The organism is Rhizobium sp. NZLR10 (genome assembly GCF_019685125.1).
In the GTDB taxonomy this organism is placed as follows: Bacteria; Pseudomonadota; Alphaproteobacteria; order Rhizobiales; family Rhizobiaceae; genus Rhizobium.
Window position 1 is genome coordinate 28,508 of record NZ_JABDWE010000015.1, and the last position, 17,442, is coordinate 45,949.

Here is a 17,442-nt window from a genome sequence, read left to right on the forward strand (position 1 = left end):
TCCGAAGTATTGTTTTAAGACTTGATTCGTGGCGCCGGACCCTGTCCGACCGCTCCGAAAATGGGATGTCTTGTCGTAATGCGGCACATTGAAGGACGGAGACATACCGCGGATGTCGGAAATGAAAAGCAGCCTGCCCGGTCAGGCGGATGACGGCGTTCGCGCCGGCCGCCGCCCGCTGATGGCGGGCCAAGAGCACAAATCTGCAACGGCACACGAGGCCGCCAAGCAAGAGCATGGATCATTGGCGCGCTTTCTGAAAGCTTGCGCGGCCGGCACGGCGCTTGCGGCGCTGGCGCGGCCGGTTCTGGCACAGACAGAGCAACAGGCGGCAGCCTCGGCTCACCTCTTCACATCCTCGCAGGTCGTCGGCGTTTCCGTGGTCATCGGCGTCATATCGGCAGCACTGCTTTCGACGCTGTGGCTGGTGCGCCAGCGCGGCAATCTGGAAAGTGAGAGCCGGGAAATCCGCTCGGCGCTTTCCGATGCCCAGCAGCGCATTTCGCAATACCAGGCTTTGATCGCCGACAAGAACCGGCGGATCGTCATCTGGGACGGCAATGCGCGCCCCGAACTGCTCGGCCAGCTTCCGCCCGAAACCGGCGCACCGCAGGACGGCGAGTTCCTGGCCTTCGGCCTCTGGCTGAAGTCCCGCTCGGCCTCCGAGCTGGAAAAGGCGATCGACCGGCTGCGCGACGGAGCACAGAGTTTCGACATGGTGGTCGAAACCATCCGCGACGAAATCCTCGAGGCGCAGGGCCGGGTTTCCGGCGGGCGCGCCTTCGTCCGTTTCGTGGCGCTTAACAATCTGCGCGCCGAGCTGGCAGAGCTCAGGATCGAGCGCGACCGGCTGATGACGTCGATCTCGGCCTTCCAGACCATGCTTGACGCGATCGACATGCCGGCCTGGCAACGCGACCCGGCGGGTCTGCTGACCTGGGTCAACCAGGCTTATGGCGAGGCGGTCGAAGCGCGATCGCCGCAGCAGGCGATCAATGAAGGCCGCGAAATGCTGACGACCGTGGCGCGCGAACGTATTCGCGCGGCGACGACGCCGGAATCACCCTTCCACGACACGATCTCGACGGTCGTGCGCGGCAACCGCACATTCTTCGACGTCGTCGACGTCAGGCTGCCCAGCGGCTCGGCCGGTATTGCGATCGACGTGTCCGACATAGAGGCGGTGCGTGCCGAGCTGGAACGGACGCTCAAGAGCCACGCCGAAACCCTCGACCATCTCGCCACGCCCGTTGCCATCTTCGACGGCGACCGCCGCCTGCAATTCTATAACCAGGCTTTCGTCGCGCTCTGGGAGCTGGATATCGCCTTCCTCGAAGGCCGGCCGGATAATAGCGAGCTGCTCGAGCGGCTGCGGGCTGCCAAGAAGCTGCCGGACCAGCTCAACTGGAAAAGCTGGAAGGAAGCAGCCCTTTCCGTCTATCGCGCGCTCGACACGCAATCCGATCTCTGGCACCTGCCGAACGGGCAGACATTGCGCGTCTTCGCGACCGCCCATCCGCAGGGTGGGGCCACCTGGGTGTTCGAAAACCTGACCGAGCAGGTCGATCTCGAAACGCGCTACAACACACTGGTCAAGGTGCAGGGCGAAACGATCGACCATCTTTCCGAAGGTGTGGCGGTGTTCGGCCCGGATGGACGCATCCGCCTGTCGAACCCGGCCTTCCGCGCACTCTGGGGAATCACCGAAACCGAAGCCAAGCCCGGCACGCATATCCGCGGACTGGGCGAGGCCTGCGCGCCGTCCTATGACCGGCCGGACGGCTGGAAGGCGTTCGCGGAACTGATCACCAGCTTCGACGACGAACGCCGCTCGGGCCAGGGGACGCTGGAACTCTTCTCCGGCCTCGTGCTCGACTTTGCCGTCATCCCGCTGCCGAACGCGCAGACCATGCTGACCTTCGTCAATATGACGGACAGCGTGCGTGCCGAGCGGGCGCTAACCGAGAAGAACGAAGCGCTGCGCAAGGCCGACGAGCTGAAGAACGACTTCGTCCAGCATGTGTCTTACGAGCTGCGCTCGCCGCTGACCAATATCATCGGCTTCACCGATCTACTGCGGACGCAGGGCGTCGGGCCGCTGAACGAACGGCAGGCCGAATATATCGACCACATCTCGACCTCGTCCTCCGTTCTGCTGACGCTCGTCAACGATATCCTCGACCTTACGACCGTCGATGCCGGCATCATGCGCCTCAACTATGCGGATATCGATCTCAACGATCTGCTCGACGACGTCTCGATGCAGATCGCCGATCGCCTGCACGAAAGCGGCGTCGCGCTCGAAATCACCGCGCCGGCCTATCTCGGCTCGATCGTCGCCGATCCGCAGCGGCTGAAGCAGATCCTTCTGAAGCTGCTTTCCAACGCAGCGAATTTTTCGCCGGAAGGCACCTCGATCGCGCTGGAGTGCCATCGCGAAGGCACGGATTTCGTCTTCTCCGTCAGCGATCGCGGCCCCGGCATCTCGCCTGACATGATCGCTACCGTCTTCGACCGGTTTGCGACCGGTGCGAAAAGCGGCAAACGCGGCGGCGCCGGCCTCGGCCTTTCGATCGTCGACAGCTTCGTCACTCTGCATCATGGCGACGTGACGATCGACAGCGAGCCGGGCAAGGGCACCACCGTCGTCTGCCGTATCCCCTCGATCAATGTCCCGCATACCGCGGCTGCCGAATGACGACCAGCGATACGATCTCGCTTTTTCTGAAAGACGAGGCGGCTACATCTCGACTGGGCGAAGACCTGGCGCTGGCCTTGAAAGCCGGCGATTGCCTCGCCCTTTCCGGCGATCTCGGCGCGGGGAAATCCTCGCTGGCACGGGCGATCCTGCGCGCCATGGCCGATGACGAGGGGCTCGAGGTCCCGAGCCCGACCTTCACCCTGGTGCAATCCTACGATCTGCGCCTCCCGGTTTCGCACTTCGATCTCTACCGGCTCGGCAATCCCGCCGAATTGACCGAACTCGGCTTCGATGAAGCCCTGGAGAACGGGATCTGCCTCGTCGAATGGCCTGAGATGGCTGAGGGCGAACTACCGGCCGAGCACACCACGCTGAGGCTCGCACATGAAGGCAGCGGCCGCCGAGCAACAATCAAAGCCGCCGGCGCACACGCCTTCCGCATCCATCGTGTCCTGGCGATCCGCGATTTCCTCGACAAAGCCGGCTATCCCGAAGTCAAACGCCGCTTCCTGACCGGCGATGCGTCGTTGCGCGCCTATGAAGCGATCTATCCGAATGCTGCTCAACGAAAAATACTGATGGATTGGCGCCCGCATCCCGAGGGACCGCCCGTCTATGACGGCAAGCCGTATCCCAAGGTCGCGCATCTCGCACAGAATGCCTATCCTTTCGTCGCGATCGCCAATGTGTTGCGCGAGCGGGGATTTGCGACGCCGGAGATCTATCAGGTCGACTATGAACAGGGCATCCTGCTGATCGAGGATCTCGGCACCGAGGGCGTGCTCGATGACGACGGACGGCCGGTCACCGAACGTTACCGGCAAAGCGTCGCCTGCCTTGCCCATCTTCATTCCATGCAGATTCCGCAGGATATCCCGGTTTCCGCGATACATACGCATCACATTCCGGACTTCGATCGCACGGCAATGAAGATGGAAGTGCAGCTTGTGCTCGATTGGCATATTGCCTGGAAGCGCGGTACAGCACCCACGGATGCCGAACGTGCGGACTATCTGGCGATCTGGGACTCGCTGATCGACGAGCTCGCGGCGGCCGAGAAGAACCTGTTGCTGCGCGACTTCCATTCGCCTAATATCATCTGGCGCGAAGAGGAAAGCGGTATTGGCAAGGTGGGCCTTATCGATTTCCAGGACGCGATGATCGGCCCCACCGCCTATGATCTCGCCTCGATCGTTCAGGATGCGCGAGTGACAATCGAACCGGATCTCTTCCGGCAGCTGATGGACGATTATCTCGCCCTTCGCCGAGGCCAGGGCGGCTTCGACGAAGCCGGATTCATGAAGGCCTGGTCCATCATGTCGGCGCAACGTAATTGCAAGCTTGCCGGTCTCTGGGTGCGGCTGCTGCAGCGTGACGGCAAGCCCGGCTATCTCAAACATATGCCGCGAACGCTCACCTATCTGCAGGTCGCACTCGAGCATGAAGCGCTTGCCCCCTTGCGCGATTGGTGCGCAAGGGCTGGAATAGGCCAACGCGAATCATAAGTTCCGGATCAGCATGAGCATCAGACAAGCTATGGTACTGGCCGCGGGTCTCGGGACCCGCATGCGCCCGATCACCGAGACGATCCCGAAGCCGCTGGTGAAAATCGACGGCAAGCCGATGATCGACTACGCGCTGGATTCGCTGGTGGCGGCCGGCATCGAACGAGCCGCCGTCAACGTTCATCACCACGCCGACCAGATGCTCGATCATCTGAAGAATTATCCTGGCCTCGACATCGTGATTTCCGACGAGCGGGACGCGCTGATGAACTCCGGCGGCGGACTGGTGAAGGGGCTGAGGCTGCTGACCCGCGACGATATCTTCGTCATGAATGCCGACCTGTTCTGGATCGGCGAACAGCCGGGGCGGCCAACGAACCTGCAACGTTTAGCCGGATTCTTCGATGCCAAGCGCATGGACATGGCGCTGCTTTGTGTGATGATAGAGGATACGACGGGCCACAACGGCAAGAACGATTTCAGCCTCGCAGCCGATGGCCGGCTGACGCGTTATCGCGACGATCCGTCCAATCCCGTCGTTTACGCCGGAGCGATCGCCATGAACCCATCGCTGTTCGACAACGCGCCGCAGGATGCCTTCAACCTCAATATCTATTTCGACAAGGCAATCGCACGCGGCCGCCTTTTCGGCATGGTGCTCGACGGCCATTGGCTGACAGTGGGAACGCCGGAGGCGATCGGCGAGGCGGAGGAAACGATCCATCGGTTGCGGGCGTTTGCGTGAGCCATGGCGGAGCGGCATCAGCCACGCATTCTGACGATCCCGGCGGGCCTCTCCTTTCTGAAAACGCTGGCGACGACGCTTTGCGACGGCCGCCTGACGCCGCTCTTCCGGCATCAGGCCGATGATCCGCTGTCGCTCGCCAGGGTAACGATCTATCTGCCGACCCGGCGTGCCGTGCGTGTGCTGCGCTCGGAATTCGTCGACCTGCTCGGCGGCCGCTCGGCGATCCTGCCGGTCATCCGTCCTCTCGGCGAAACCGATGACGACAGCGGCTATTTCGACGAGGCGCTGCCGGCGACGATCGACCTCGCCCAACCGCTGTCGAATACCGCCCGTCTGTTGGAGCTTGCGCGGCTCATCCTCGCCTGGCGAAACAAACTGCCCGAAAGCGTTCGCCACATTCATTCGGACTCACCGCTCGTTGCGCCGGCAAGCCCGGCAGATGCGATCTGGCTCGCCCGCAACCTTGCGGAACTGATCGATTCCATCGAAACCGAGGATCTCGACTGGTCTGAACTGTCGAAACTCGACACCGGCGACTATGCCGCCTGGTGGCAGCTGACGGCGGAGTTTCTGCAGATCGCCAGCGCCTTCTGGCCGGAGAGGCTTTCCGAACTCGGCAAATCCTCGCCGGCGCGGCACCGAAACGCCATCCTGCGGGCCGAAGCATCAAGGCTTTCCACGACGAAACCGACTGGGCCGATCATCATTGCCGGTTCGACGGGCTCGGTTCCCGCCACCGCCGATCTCATCGCCGCCGTCGCCAATCTGCCTGAGGGTGTGATCGTGCTTCCGGGGCTCGATCTCTCTATGCCCGAAAGGCACTGGCAGATGGTGGCGCCAGAACCGGCACCCGGCCAACATGCCAATCCTGCAAGCCGGAGCCATCCGCAATACGGCCTGTCGTTGCTGCTCAAGCGGCTGAAGCTCACGCGTGCCGACGTGACCCTTCTTGAACGGCCCGAGGCCGATCTTGAGCGGCGCGCCGAAATCCTGTCTCGGACGCTCGTCCCGGCGGAGGCGACCAGCGATTGGGGCGCTTGGAAGAGCGACCTGCCCGATGGCAGCCTGTCTTCCGCCTTTGCCGATGTTTCGCTGATCGAAGCCGCCAACGAACGCGAGGAAGCGACCGCGATTGCGATTGGGCTGCGGCTGGCGTTGGAAAAGCCGGGGCAGGACGGCGAAAGCCGGGCTGCCCTCATTACCCCGGACCGCAATCTCGCCCGACGGGTTATGGCGGAGCTTTCCCGCTTCGACATCCTCGCCGACGATTCGGCCGGCACACCGCTTGCAGCCATGCCGCAGGGCACGCTGCTGCAATTGCTGCTGGAAGCAGCGCTGCGCCCGGGCGATCCGGTGGCGATTATTTCGCTGCTCAAACATCCGCTGGCCCGTTTCGGCCTGGAACGCGACGCATTGATTTCCGCTACCGAGGCGCTCGAGCTGCTGGCCCTGCGCGGCGGCGTGGCGGAGGTGGATATCAGCAGGCTCGAGCCGCTGCTGACCCATCAGCTTGCCGAACAGGCCCAGGACAGGCACGCACCGCAATGGCGAAAGGCGCTTTCGGCTGACGCTGCCGATGCCGCGTACGATCTTGCCCGGCGGGTCACACAAGCGACCGAGCCGCTGGCTTCGACGCTGATCCGGCACCGGCCGGAAGATCGCGCAAGGACGGTAAGCTTGTCTTTGTCGGAATGGGCGGAGCGTAGCGGTCGTTCGCTCGAAGCAGTCGCGGCCGATCCGCACGGCAATCTCGCCGATCTCTGGTCTGGTGAAGCGGGAGATGCGCTCGCCGCCCTGCTCGGCGAGGTCATCGGCACGGACGGCCAGATGGAAGCCGACGGGCCGCAATGGATCGACATTATGGCAGCACTTGCTGCCGGCCATGTGGTGAAGCCACGGGCACTCAGTCATCCCCGCCTCTTCATTTTCGGCACGCTGGAAGCCCGCCTGCAGAGCGTCGATACGCTGATCCTCGGCGGCCTGAACGAGGGCACCTGGCCAGGGCAGACCGCCAACAATCCCTTCATTCCGCGCATGATGAAGACGGAGATCGGCCTCGAGCCGCCGGAACGGCGTATCGGCCAGCTGGCGCATGACTTCGAGATGGCGAATGGCACGCGCCATCTGATCTATTCGCGCGCGCTGCGCCAGGGCTCGACACCGACGGTCGCCTCCCGTTGGCTGCAGCGGCTGCTAGCGCTCGCCGGAGAGGCGTTCGAAGCGGAGTTGAAGGGACGCGGCAACCGGTTCCTCCAATGGGCCGGCCTGATCGACCGTGGAGAAGCCCAGGCACCGACGCAACGCCCCTCGCCGAAACCACCGTTGGCACTGCAGCCGAAATCCTACTCCTTCAGCGAAGTCGGCCGGCTGCGCCGGGACCCCTATGCCATCTATGCGCGCCGCATCCTGCGCCTCGATCCCGTCGATACATTCAACCGCGATCCAGGAGCGGCCGAACGCGGAACGCTCTATCATAAGATCATCGACCGGTTCATTCGCGAAGCCCATGTCGCCGGCACGCCGGATGCGGCAGCGGCGATGGAGCGCATCCTTTCCGAGCTTTTCGACATGGAGCAGCTGCCGGCGCATATCGATGCCGTGTGGCGGCCGCGCTTCCGCGCGGTTGCCCGCGCCTTCCTCGAATGGGAAACCGGACGGCGACCCGGCATCCGCAAAACACTGACGGAGGTGCGTGGCGGCTTCGAATTGGAGCCGATCAATATCCGGCTTAACGGAGTTGCGGACCGGATCGACATCACCGGACCGAACGCCGCCGATATCATCGATTACAAGACCGGCTACAATCCGTCGCCAGCGCAGGCCCGCGTGCTTCTCGATCCGCAGCTTGCGCTCGAAGCGGCGGCCTTGAGCGCCGGCGCCTTCCGTGATGCCGGTCGTCTTGTGCCGCAGGACCTGCTCTATGTGCGCCTGCGGCCGGGACGTCGTTTTCAGGTCGACACCGTCAACAACGAAAGCTCGGCACGCAGCGACAAGGCGAAATCGGCGATGGATCTCGCCGAGGAATCGATCGACCAGTTGGTCAAGTTCGTCGGATTGCTGCAGTCCGGGGAGAAAGGCTTCACCTCGCGGCTCATTCCGGCGCAGCAATTCGATTTCGGCGGCGACTATGATCACCTCGCCCGCGTCTCCGAATGGTCGACAGCCGAAACCGACGAAGGCGGCAGCGATGAGTGATGTAACGCCTCTTCCCAACGACGATGATCCTGGCGCCTGGATTGGCTGGACGACGATCCAGCAGGCGATTGCCTCCGATCCCTTGCGTTCGGCATGGGTCTCGGCCAATGCCGGCTCCGGCAAGACGCATGTGCTGACACAGCGCGTCATCCGTCTTCTGCTGGTCGGGGCGCGGCCTTCTGCCATTTTGTGCCTCACCTATACCAAGGCTGCGGCTTCCGAAATGTCGAACCGCGTCTTCGAGCGGCTGGCGGACTGGGTGGTGCTTGACGATGAAGACCTTAGCCGGCGGATCACCCAGATCGAGGGGACGGCTCCCGATGGACTGAAGCTTGCCGAGGCCCGCCGGCTGTTCGCGAAGGCGCTGGAGACACCCGGCGGGCTGAAGATCCAGACGATCCATGCTTTTTGCGAGGCGCTGCTGCACCAGTTTCCACTGGAGGCCAACGTCGCCGGGCATTTCTCGGTTCTCGACGACCGCGCGGCGGTGGTGCTGCTTTCCGATGCGCGCCGGGCGCTGCTGACGGCAACCGCGCCGGAGGGAGACAGCGCGCTTGCCGAGGCGTTCGCCTATGTGCTCGATCTCGGCGACGAATCCGGACTGGAGAACCTGCTCGGCGACATCGTCGCCAATCGCAACGCAATCCGTCGTTTCACGGCAATCGCCGAACGGCAGGGCGGCGTGGAAAAGGTCCTGCGAGAAAGGCTTGGCCTTGCCGCCGGCGACACGGAAAGCCGGATCGCCGCGCAATATTGGCCTTTGCCGGAGCTTTCGGGCGGCATGCTGGAGCTTTATCTGTCGCTTGCCGACCAGAAGGGCGGCACGAAAGCGCAGGAGGTTGCCTACGGCCTCAAGCTTGCCGGGCGGGAACGCGATGACGCAAGGCGCGCTGAGTTTCTCGAGAAAATCTTTTTGACAGCCAAGGGCGAGCCGAAGGCGGACTCGCAATTCTCAGTCAAGGCGATGCTTGCCGACGCACCGCAGCTGGCGGGCGCCATTGCCGCTGCCCGCGCCCATGTCGCCGCAAGCCGCGACCGGCTGAAACTGATGCGGATGTACGGCGCCACACATGCAGCGCTCGTGCTCGCCGACCGGCTGAACCGCGACTACGAAGAACTGAAGAAACAGCGCAGCCAGCTCGATTTCGAGGATCTCATCACCCGCACCGCCGACCTGCTGACGAAAAGCGGCGTCGGCCCCTGGATCCACTACAAGCTCGATCGCGGCATCGACCATATCCTCGTCGATGAAGCGCAGGATACCAGCCCGATCCAGTGGAGCGTCATCCAGTCGCTCGCCGAGGATTTCTTCTCTGGCGAAAGCGCCCGGCCGATCGTGCGCACGCTGTTTGCCGTCGGCGACGAGAAACAGTCGATCTATTCCTTTCAAGGAGCGCGGCCTGAGCGTTTTTCCGAGGAAAGCGACCGAACGCGGCGGCGGGTGTCCGACAGCGGGCAGAGCTTTTCCTCGGTCCGGCTGCCGCTTTCCTTCCGCTCGACCGCGGATGTGCTCGAGGCCGTCGACCATATTTTCAGGGAACCAAACAATGCGCGCGGCCTCAGCGCGCTCGGCGAACCGGTGGTGCATCGCTCCAGCCGCATCGGACATCCCGGCGCCGTCGATCTCTGGGAGATGGTCGCGCCGGAAGCGGTGATGAAGGAGGAGGATTGGACGGCGCCCTTCGACGCAACGCCGGAAAGCGCGCCAGCCGCAATCCTGGCGCGGCGGATCGCCCATTCGATCGGCACGCTGGTCGGGCGCGAGACGATCGTCGACAAGGGCAAGGAGCGTCTGATCGAAGCCGGCGACATCCTTGTGCTGGTGCGCAAACGCGACGCCTTCGTCAATGCGTTGACGCGCGCGTTGAAGCGCCGCGGCGACATTCCGGTCGCCGGCGCCGACAGACTGGTGCTGACCAGCCATATCGCCGTGCAGGATCTGCTGGCGCTCGGCCGTTTCCTGCTTCTGCCGGAAGACGACCTTTCGCTCGCCGCCGTGCTCAAGAGTCCGCTGTTTGATCTTTCCGAGGACGACATCTTTGCGATCGCCGCGCTACGCGGCGATAATGAGAGCGTCTGGCACCATCTCAAAAGTTTCGCCGCCGATGGCACCGAGCGTTTCCGCGCAGCCGTCGAGAGGCTTGAATTGTTCCTTCGCCAATCCAGGAGCCTGTCGGTCCACGATTTCTATGCGCGTGTGCTCGGCAGCCATGGCGGGCGGCGGCAATTCCTTGCCCGGCTCGGCACCGAGGTCAGCGATATCCTCGACGAATTCCTGACCTTCACGCTCGACCACGAGAGCTCCGGCCTCCCCGGGCTGCAGTCCTTCATCTCGACGCTGGAGCTCGAAGCGCCCGTGGTCAAGCGCGAGCAGGACAAGGGGCGCAATGAAGTGCGGATCATGACGGTGCATGCCTCCAAGGGTCTTGAGGCACCGATCGTTTTCCTCGTCGACGGCGGTTCGAAGGCTTTTACCCATACCCATCTGCCGAAGCTTCGCCTGATCGAGACCGACGCCGACGAGCCGCCGATGCCCGTCTGGGTTCCTGTCTCCGATCTCGCCAATTCGCTGACCCAGGACGATGCTGCGCGTATCCAGATGCTGGCGGAGGAAGAATATCGCCGATTGCTCTATGTCGCCATGACGCGAGCCGCCGACCGGCTGGTCGTCTGCGGCTATCGCGGCGTGCGTGTGAACAACGACACCTGGCATCTGATGATTTCGACGGCACTGCGCGACAATCATCCGCTGGTGGAGACGACCACATTCTCGAGTCCCGATGGGGAATGGCCGGGTATCAAATGGCGCGTGCCGCGGGTGGAACGACGCTTCGAACGCACCGACCGCAGCCAGGAGCGCGACAGCATGGACACCCTGCCGGACGGTCTGTTGCGGCCGTTGCCGCCGCAGGCCGGGCTGCCCCGGCCGCTCAGCCCCTCCGGCGCCGGGACGATCATCGATGAAGACGCGGGTGGCTTGCTCGTCGTTTCGCCGCTGTTTGGCGAGAAGCAGCGCAGCGATCGTTCGCTGGAGAAGGGCAGGCTGATCCACCGCATGCTGCAGGCGCTTCCCGAAATTCCGCTTGCCGAACGGCCTGATGCCGCAGGCCGCTATGCCGAACGAGCGGCTCGGTTCTGGCCGGAAGCCGAACGGCGCAAACTTGTTGATTCGGTTCTGAAACTATTGGACGAAGAGGGTCTGCAGTCCGTCCTCGGTGCGCAGGCCCAGCCCGAGGTCTCGATCATGGGAACGTTGACGCTCGAAGACAGGCGCTATGCCGTCTCCGGCCGCATCGACCGGCTTGCCGTCCTTGCCGATCGCGTCGTCATTCTCGACTACAAGACCAATCGGGTGCCGCCGGCGACAGAGGAGGCTATCCCCTTCGCGCACCGGGCGCAGCTGGCGATCTATCGCGAGATCCTGGCGCCGCTCTATCCTGATAAGCGTATCGATTGCATGCTTGTCTATACCGAGAACGCCTCGCTCTACACGCTGAGCGAAAAGGCGCTCGGTTTGGCGCTTGCAGCAGTCAAGACAAAGTGAAATACCGGACATTGAAAATTCGGCACCGCAGCATCACATGTGGTTCAACACCGAGACAAAGGAGCAGCCCATGGCTACCGTGAAAGTCGATATCAACAACTTCCAGTCGGAAGTTCTGGAATCCGCAGAACCCGTCGTCGTCGATTTCTGGGCTGAATGGTGCGGCCCGTGCAAGATGATTGCGCCGAGCCTCGAAGAAATCGCCGTTGAGATGGAAGGCAAGGTCAAGGTGGCCAAGCTGAATATCGATGAGAACCCGGAACTCGCCGCACAGTTTGGTGTGCGCTCTATTCCGACCCTGGCGATTTTCAAGGGCGGCGAAGTCGCCGATATCTCCGTGGGCGCCAAGCCGAAGACCGCGCTTTCGAACTGGATTTCGAGCGCCGCCTGACTGATATCGCTTAAATTAAATCGCATTGGCGAAAAAGCCCGGCATCGACCGGGCTTTTTCAATTTGCCTTCATTTCGGCGGCGTGCCGTTGTCGGAAAGCACATCGCCGACGAGATAGAGAGAGCCGCCGATGAGGATGCGCGGGGGTAAACCCTCCGGATCGACGACGGCTTTTATGGCTTCCAGCGCATCGCCGACCGTCGACATCGGTTCGGCAACCAAGCCGGCATCATAAGCGGCATTCGACAATATCACCGGGTCGATTATCGCGTCGCTGCCACGGATCGGCACACAGAAAACCTTCTCGACCAAGCCGGCGAAGGCCTTGAAATAGCCGATTGGATCCTTGGTATTAATCATGCCGGTAATGAGGAAAAGCGGCCGAGACTGGCGTTCCTCGAAATTGGCCATGGCTTCGGCGATCACCTCGCCTGCCCCGGGATTATGCCCGCCGTCGATCCAGATCTCGGCGCCGGCGGGTGCATGCGGCAGCAACCGGCCTTCGTTCAGACGCTGCAGCCGGCCCGGCCATTCCACAGAACTCATCGCCTTTTCCATCATCGCCTCGGTGACGGTGAAACCCGCCGCCTTGACGGCGCGAATGGCGGCGGCGGCATTGGCATATTGGTGGCGGCCGGGAAGCCGCGGCAGCGGCAGGTCGGCAAGACCGAATTCATCCTGATAGACGAGCCGGCCATATTCCTCATGCGCCATGAAATCCTGGCCGAAGACGGCGCTGGGACAATGCAGCCGTTCGGCCGTCGCCATCAGCACGTGGAGCGCCGCGTCATATTCCTGATGACCGATGACAACCGGAAATCCCGGCTTCATGATGCCGGCCTTTTCGGCGGCGATCAGCTCGACCCTGTCCCCGAGATAGGGCTGGTGATCGAGTGAGATCGGCATGATCACCGAGACGGCCGGATCGGAAATGACATTGGTGGCGTCGAAGCGGCCGCCGAGACCGACTTCGATGATCGCGGCATCGGCCGGCTGTTCGGAAAACAGGATGAAGGTGACCGCCGTCAGGATTTCGAAGACGGTGATGTGCTGTCCGGCATTGGCATCGGCCACACGACGCAGGGCCTTGGCAAAGACGGCGTCATCGACAAGCTGCCCGCGCCCGCCCTTGACGCCGATGCGGTAACGCTCGTGCCAATTGACGAGATGCGGCGAGGTGTGAACATGAGCGCTGTAGCCGCCGGCTTCGAGCAGAGCGCGGCAGAAGGCGGTGACCGACCCCTTGCCGTTGGTGCCGGCGACATGGATCACCGGCGGCAGATTCCGGTGCGGATTGCCGAGCACATCGAGAAGACGGGTGATGCGATCGAGAGACAGATCAAAACCCTTGGGATGTAACCCCATGAGCTTGTCGATCTCCTGTGCTGCCTCGCTCACCGCGGTTTGGCCTCTGGGTATCAATTCGGCACCCCGCTTGCTTGTCGGTTTTCAGGCGCTCGCCGCCAGAGCGATCGCACCGCTATTCATGTCGTTCGCCGCCGAAACCGGCTTCTTCGTCAGGATCTTCAGGACGCGCGCCAGCGTTTCCGGGATATCATGACGTTTGACGACCATATCGACCATACCATGCTCCAGCAGGTATTCGGAGGTCTGGAAGCCTTCGGGCAGTTTTTCGCGCAGCGTCTGCTCGATGACGCGCTTGCCGGCAAAGCCGATTTCGGCGCCGGGCTCGGCCAGATGAATATCGCCCAGCATGGCATAGGAGGCCGTGACGCCGCCGGTGGTCGGGTTGGTCAGCACGACGATATAGGGTTGGCCGGATTCCTTGAGCAGGTCGAGGGCAACGGTCGTGCGCGGCAGCTGCATCAGCGACAGGATGCCTTCCTGCATGCGCGCGCCGCCGGAAGCGGGGAACATCACCAGCGGGCACTTTTCAGACGTCGCACGTTCGAAAGCCTTAACGATCGCCTCGCCGGCAGCCATGCCGAGCGAACCGCCGATGAAGTTGAATTCGTGCACCACCGCCACGAGTTTCAATCCCTGCACCTTTCCGACGCCGGCGAGGATGGTATCCTCCTGCTCAGTCTTCAGGCGGCTGTCGCGCAGGCGATCGCTATATTTCTTAGAATCGCGGAACTTCAGAGGGTCCTGGGCGACCTTCGGCTGCGGCAGCGATTCGAACTCGCCGTTGTCGAACAGATCGATCAGGCGGGCCTTGGCCGGCATCTTCATGTGATAGCCGGAGGCTGGAATGACCCATTTGTTGCCTTCCAGATCCTTGTGGAAGACCATCTCGCCGGTTTCCGGGCACTTGATCCAGAGGTTCTCCGGCACTTCGCGACGGCCCAGCATGGAATTGATCCGCGGGCGAACGTAGTTGGTGATCCAGTTCAACTCGAATACTCCTGATTGACGAAAGCGCGTCGCGATCTTTCAGATCGTTTGCCACACTTTGAGGTCTTCGGTTTCCCGCATGTCGTTGCCGCAAGACCGCTGCACATTTTGCGCGACATTGCTTTGCTCCAATGTGGGCAAACTATTCGGCAGCAACAAGGCGCGCCGAACGTGTTCCCGTGGAAAGTCCGCGGACCAGTGTGGCAACGGCCTGAACGGTATCGGCCGTTGCCTTGCCGTCGCCCGTCAGACTGGTCGCGACCTGATTGACGATGGCGGTGCCGACCACGACGCCGTCGGCCGAACCGCCGATGACCTTTGCATGTTCCGCCGTCTTGACGCCGAAGCCGACGCAGACGGGTAGCTTGGTGTGCTGCTTGATGCGTTCGACCGCGCCCGACACCAGCGACGTATCCGGCAGCGCCGAACCGGTGATGCCGTTCATCGAGACGTAATAGACGAAGCCGGAGGTGTTCTTCAAAACCTTCGGCAGGCGCTTCTCATCCGTCGTCGGCGTCGCCAGGCGGATGAAATTGATGCCTTTGCGGATCGCCGGAATGCAGAGTTCGTCATCCATCTCAGGCGGCAGATCGACAACGATCAGACCGTCGATGCCGGCAGCAATCGCGTCGTCGAGGAATTTTTCGACGCCATAAATATAGATCGGGTTGTAGTAGCCCATCATCACGATCGGCGTCGCATCATCGGTTTTGCGGAAATCGGCCGCCAGCTGCAACGTCTTCTTCAGCGTCTGGCCGCCTTTCAGCGCACGCTGACCGGCGAGCTGGATTGCCGGGCCATCGGCCATCGGATCGGAAAAGGGCATGCCGAGCTCGATGATGTCGGAGCCCGCCTCCGGCAGCGCCTTCATGATGCCGAGCGAGGTATCGTAATCAGGATCGCCGCCCATGAAATAGGTCACAAGCGCCGGACGGCCCTCGGCCTTCAGCTCGGCAAAGCGTTTGTCCATGCGTGCGGTCATGTCTTACAGTCCCATTCCCAGAATCTTGCCGACGGTGAAGATATCTTTGTCGCCTCGACCGGAGAGGTTCATCAGGATGATCTCGTCCTTGCCCATCTTCGGTGCGCGCTTGATCACCTCGGCAATCGCATGCGACGGCTCGAGCGCCGGGATGATGCCTTCGAGGCGGGTCAGGGTCTGGAAGGCCTCGAGCGCTTCGTGATCCATGATCGGCACATAGTCGACGCGGCCGGTATCGTTCAGCCAGGAATGTTCGGGGCCGATGCCGGGATAATCGAGACCGGCTGAAATCGAATGGCCTTCCTTGATCTGGCCGTCGCCATCCTGCAGCAGATAGGTGCGGTTGCCATGCAGCACGCCCGGCGAACCGGCGGTGATCGACGCGCAATGGTCATCGCCCTGCAGGCCCTTGCCGCCCGCTTCGACGCCGACCATCTTGACGGTGGGATCATCGAGGAAAGGATGGAAAATGCCGATCGCGTTCGAACCGCCGCCGACGGCAGCGACGACGAGATCCGGCAGGCGGCCTTCGGCTGCCAGCATCTGCTCTTTCGCTTCGGTGCCAATCACCGACTGGAAATCGCGGACCATCTCCGGATAGGGATGCGGACCGGCCGCCGTTCCGATCAGGTAATAGGTATCCTCGACATTGGTGACCCAGTCGCGAAGCGCCTCGTTCATGGCGTCCTTCAGTGTGCCGCTGCCTGCCGTGACCGGTTTGACCTCGGCGCCGAGCAGTTTCATGCGGAAAACGTTCGGTGCCTGACGCTCGACGTCGGTGGCGCCCATATAGACGACGCAAGGAAGGCCAAAGCGGGCGGCAACGGTGGCGGAGGCAACGCCGTGCTGGCCGGCGCCGGTTTCGGCGATAATGCGGGTCTTGCCCATGCGCTTGGCGAGCAGGATCTGGCCGATGCAGTTGTTGATCTTGTGCGAACCGGTGTGGTTCAGCTCCTCACGTTTGAAATAGATCTTCGCGCCGCCGAGTTCGGCCGTTAGCCGCTCGGCGAAATAGAGCGGGCTCGGGCGACCGATATAATGGGCGCCGAGATGCTTCAATTCGGCCTGGAATGCCGGATCGTTCTTCGCCCTGTCCCACTCATCCTGCAGATCGAGGATCAGCGGCATCAACGTTTCGGCAACGAAACGACCGCCATAAATGCCGAAACGGCCATCTTCATCGGGGCCAGAGCGGAAGGAATTCGGTTTAGGCGTCTCGTTCACTCTCAACTCCCTGAGGCCATGACAGGCGCATCCGCCTCTTCGACCGCATCGAAAAATTCATCGATCATTGCGACGCTCTTCACGCCAGGTGCGGTTTCGACACCCGAGGAGACGTCGATACCACGTGCCTTGGTGTTCGCCAGCGCATCCGCGACATTGTTCTTGTTCAGCCCGCCGGACAGCATGTAGTCGATGCTGCCGTCGAGCCAGCTAAGAAGGCTCCAGTCGAAGGAAACGCCATTACCACCCGGCAATTCGGAACCCTTCGGCGCTTTTGCATCGAAGAGGAAACGATCGGCGATGCCGATATAGGCCTCGACGCGCTTCAGATCATCGGCCGTGCGCACCGAAAATACCTTCATGACAGGCAGACCATAGAGCGCCTTTATGGTCAGCACATGTTCGGGGCTCTCCTTGCCATGCAGCTGCAGAATATCCGGCTTCAACAGCGAGACAATCTCGTCCAGATCGTCATTGGTGGGATCGACGACGACGGCGACGATCTTCGCCTTGCCGCGCGCGGGTTCGGCAAGCTTTGCCGCCAGGTCCGGCTCGATATAACGTGGGCTCTTTTCGAAGAAAATAAAACCGATATGGGTCGCGCCGCGCTTCAGTGCGCGATCAACAGCATCAGGCGTCGTCAAGCCGCAAATTTTGATATCCGGTTTCATGGCAGCGAAGTGACACGAAATGCGTCAGGAGTCGAGCCAATTTGCATGGAAAGCTGCATTTAGAGCGGCTTTCGGCTAAAGCGCGTCGCGTTCTTTCAGATTCGCTCCTCGCGCTTTAGCCCTTTA

General features: G+C 62.2%; 11 protein-coding genes. 6 read left to right on the top strand and 5 right to left on the bottom strand.

What is annotated here, in order from left to right; genetic code table 11:
- Nucleotides 1-112 precede the first annotated feature (112 nt).
- The 6 genes from HJB82_RS21530 to trxA all read left to right on the top strand — a co-directional run bounded on the left by HJB82_RS21530 (nt 113) and on the right by trxA (nt 12,084).
- Nucleotides 113-2,698 (top strand): PAS domain-containing sensor histidine kinase, encoded by a 2,586-nt coding sequence (locus HJB82_RS21530; protein ID WP_207582341.1) that lies wholly within the window; start codon nt 113-115, stop codon nt 2,696-2,698.
- Entirely contained in the window at nt 2,695-4,206 is a 1,512-nt protein-coding gene (gene tsaE, locus HJB82_RS21535; RefSeq protein ID WP_221141357.1) for a tRNA (adenosine(37)-N6)-threonylcarbamoyltransferase complex ATPase subunit type 1 TsaE, read from the top strand. Before HJB82_RS21530 ends, tsaE begins: the two co-directional genes overlap by 4 nt.
- A gap of 13 nt (nt 4,207-4,219) precedes the next feature.
- Nucleotides 4,220-4,951, top strand: coding sequence for a nucleotidyltransferase family protein (locus HJB82_RS21540; protein ID WP_221115378.1), 732 nt, complete (start codon nt 4,220-4,222; stop codon nt 4,949-4,951).
- Between the two features lie 3 nt (nt 4,952-4,954).
- Complete coding sequence (gene addB / locus HJB82_RS21545) at nt 4,955-8,149, top strand: double-strand break repair protein AddB (RefSeq protein ID WP_221141360.1); 3,195 nt, start codon at nt 4,955-4,957, stop codon at nt 8,147-8,149.
- Nucleotides 8,142-11,693, top strand: coding sequence for a double-strand break repair helicase AddA (gene addA / locus HJB82_RS21550; protein WP_221141362.1), 3,552 nt, complete (start codon nt 8,142-8,144; stop codon nt 11,691-11,693). Before addB ends, addA begins: the two co-directional genes overlap by 8 nt.
- Before the next feature lie 70 nt (nt 11,694-11,763).
- A complete protein-coding gene (gene trxA, locus HJB82_RS21555; protein ID WP_003544118.1) occupies nt 11,764-12,084 on the top strand; it encodes a thioredoxin in 321 nt (106 codons plus the stop codon).
- A gap of 69 nt (nt 12,085-12,153) precedes the next feature.
- Here trxA and HJB82_RS21560 read toward each other — a convergent pair whose 3' ends face one another.
- From HJB82_RS21560 to HJB82_RS21580, 5 genes are all read right to left on the bottom strand, one after another.
- Complete coding sequence (locus tag HJB82_RS21560; RefSeq protein WP_221115381.1) at nt 12,154-13,506, bottom strand: folylpolyglutamate synthase/dihydrofolate synthase family protein; 1,353 nt, start codon at nt 13,504-13,506, stop codon at nt 12,154-12,156.
- 27 nt (nt 13,507-13,533) lie between these two features.
- Entirely contained in the window at nt 13,534-14,439 is a 906-nt protein-coding gene (gene accD, locus HJB82_RS21565) for an acetyl-CoA carboxylase, carboxyltransferase subunit beta (RefSeq protein ID WP_164015509.1), read from the bottom strand.
- Between the two features lie 142 nt (nt 14,440-14,581).
- The gene (trpA, locus tag HJB82_RS21570; RefSeq protein WP_221141364.1) at nt 14,582-15,421 is read right to left on the bottom strand and encodes a tryptophan synthase subunit alpha; all 840 of its coding nucleotides are present in this window, start codon (nt 15,419-15,421) and stop codon (nt 14,582-14,584) included.
- A gap of 3 nt (nt 15,422-15,424) precedes the next feature.
- A complete protein-coding gene (gene trpB, locus HJB82_RS21575; protein ID WP_207582334.1) occupies nt 15,425-16,645 on the bottom strand; it encodes a tryptophan synthase subunit beta in 1,221 nt (406 codons plus the stop codon).
- 2 nt (nt 16,646-16,647) lie between these two features.
- On the bottom strand, nt 16,648-17,316 hold the full coding sequence (locus HJB82_RS21580) for a phosphoribosylanthranilate isomerase (protein ID WP_221141367.1): 669 nt from the start codon (nt 17,314-17,316) through the stop codon (nt 16,648-16,650).
- Between the last annotated feature and the right edge of the window lie 126 nt (nt 17,317-17,442).

Bases quoted from the DNA above. Each gene is read 5' to 3' on its own strand.
- HJB82_RS21580 (WP_221141367.1), bottom strand. From the start codon at position 17,316: ATGAAACCGGATATCAAAATTTGCGGCTTGACGACGCCTGATGCTGTT.
- addA (WP_221141362.1), top strand. From the start codon at position 8,142: ATGAGTGATGTAACGCCTCTTCCCAACGACGATGATCCTGGCGCCTGG.
- addB (WP_221141360.1), top strand. From the start codon at position 4,955: ATGGCGGAGCGGCATCAGCCACGCATTCTGACGATCCCGGCGGGCCTC.
- trxA (WP_003544118.1), top strand. From the start codon at position 11,764: ATGGCTACCGTGAAAGTCGATATCAACAACTTCCAGTCGGAAGTTCTG.
- HJB82_RS21530 (WP_207582341.1), top strand. From the start codon at position 113: ATGTCGGAAATGAAAAGCAGCCTGCCCGGTCAGGCGGATGACGGCGTT.
- tsaE (WP_221141357.1), top strand. From the start codon at position 2,695: ATGACGACCAGCGATACGATCTCGCTTTTTCTGAAAGACGAGGCGGCT.
- trpA (WP_221141364.1), bottom strand. From the start codon at position 15,421: ATGACCGCACGCATGGACAAACGCTTTGCCGAGCTGAAGGCCGAGGGC.
- HJB82_RS21540 (WP_221115378.1), top strand. From the start codon at position 4,220: ATGAGCATCAGACAAGCTATGGTACTGGCCGCGGGTCTCGGGACCCGC.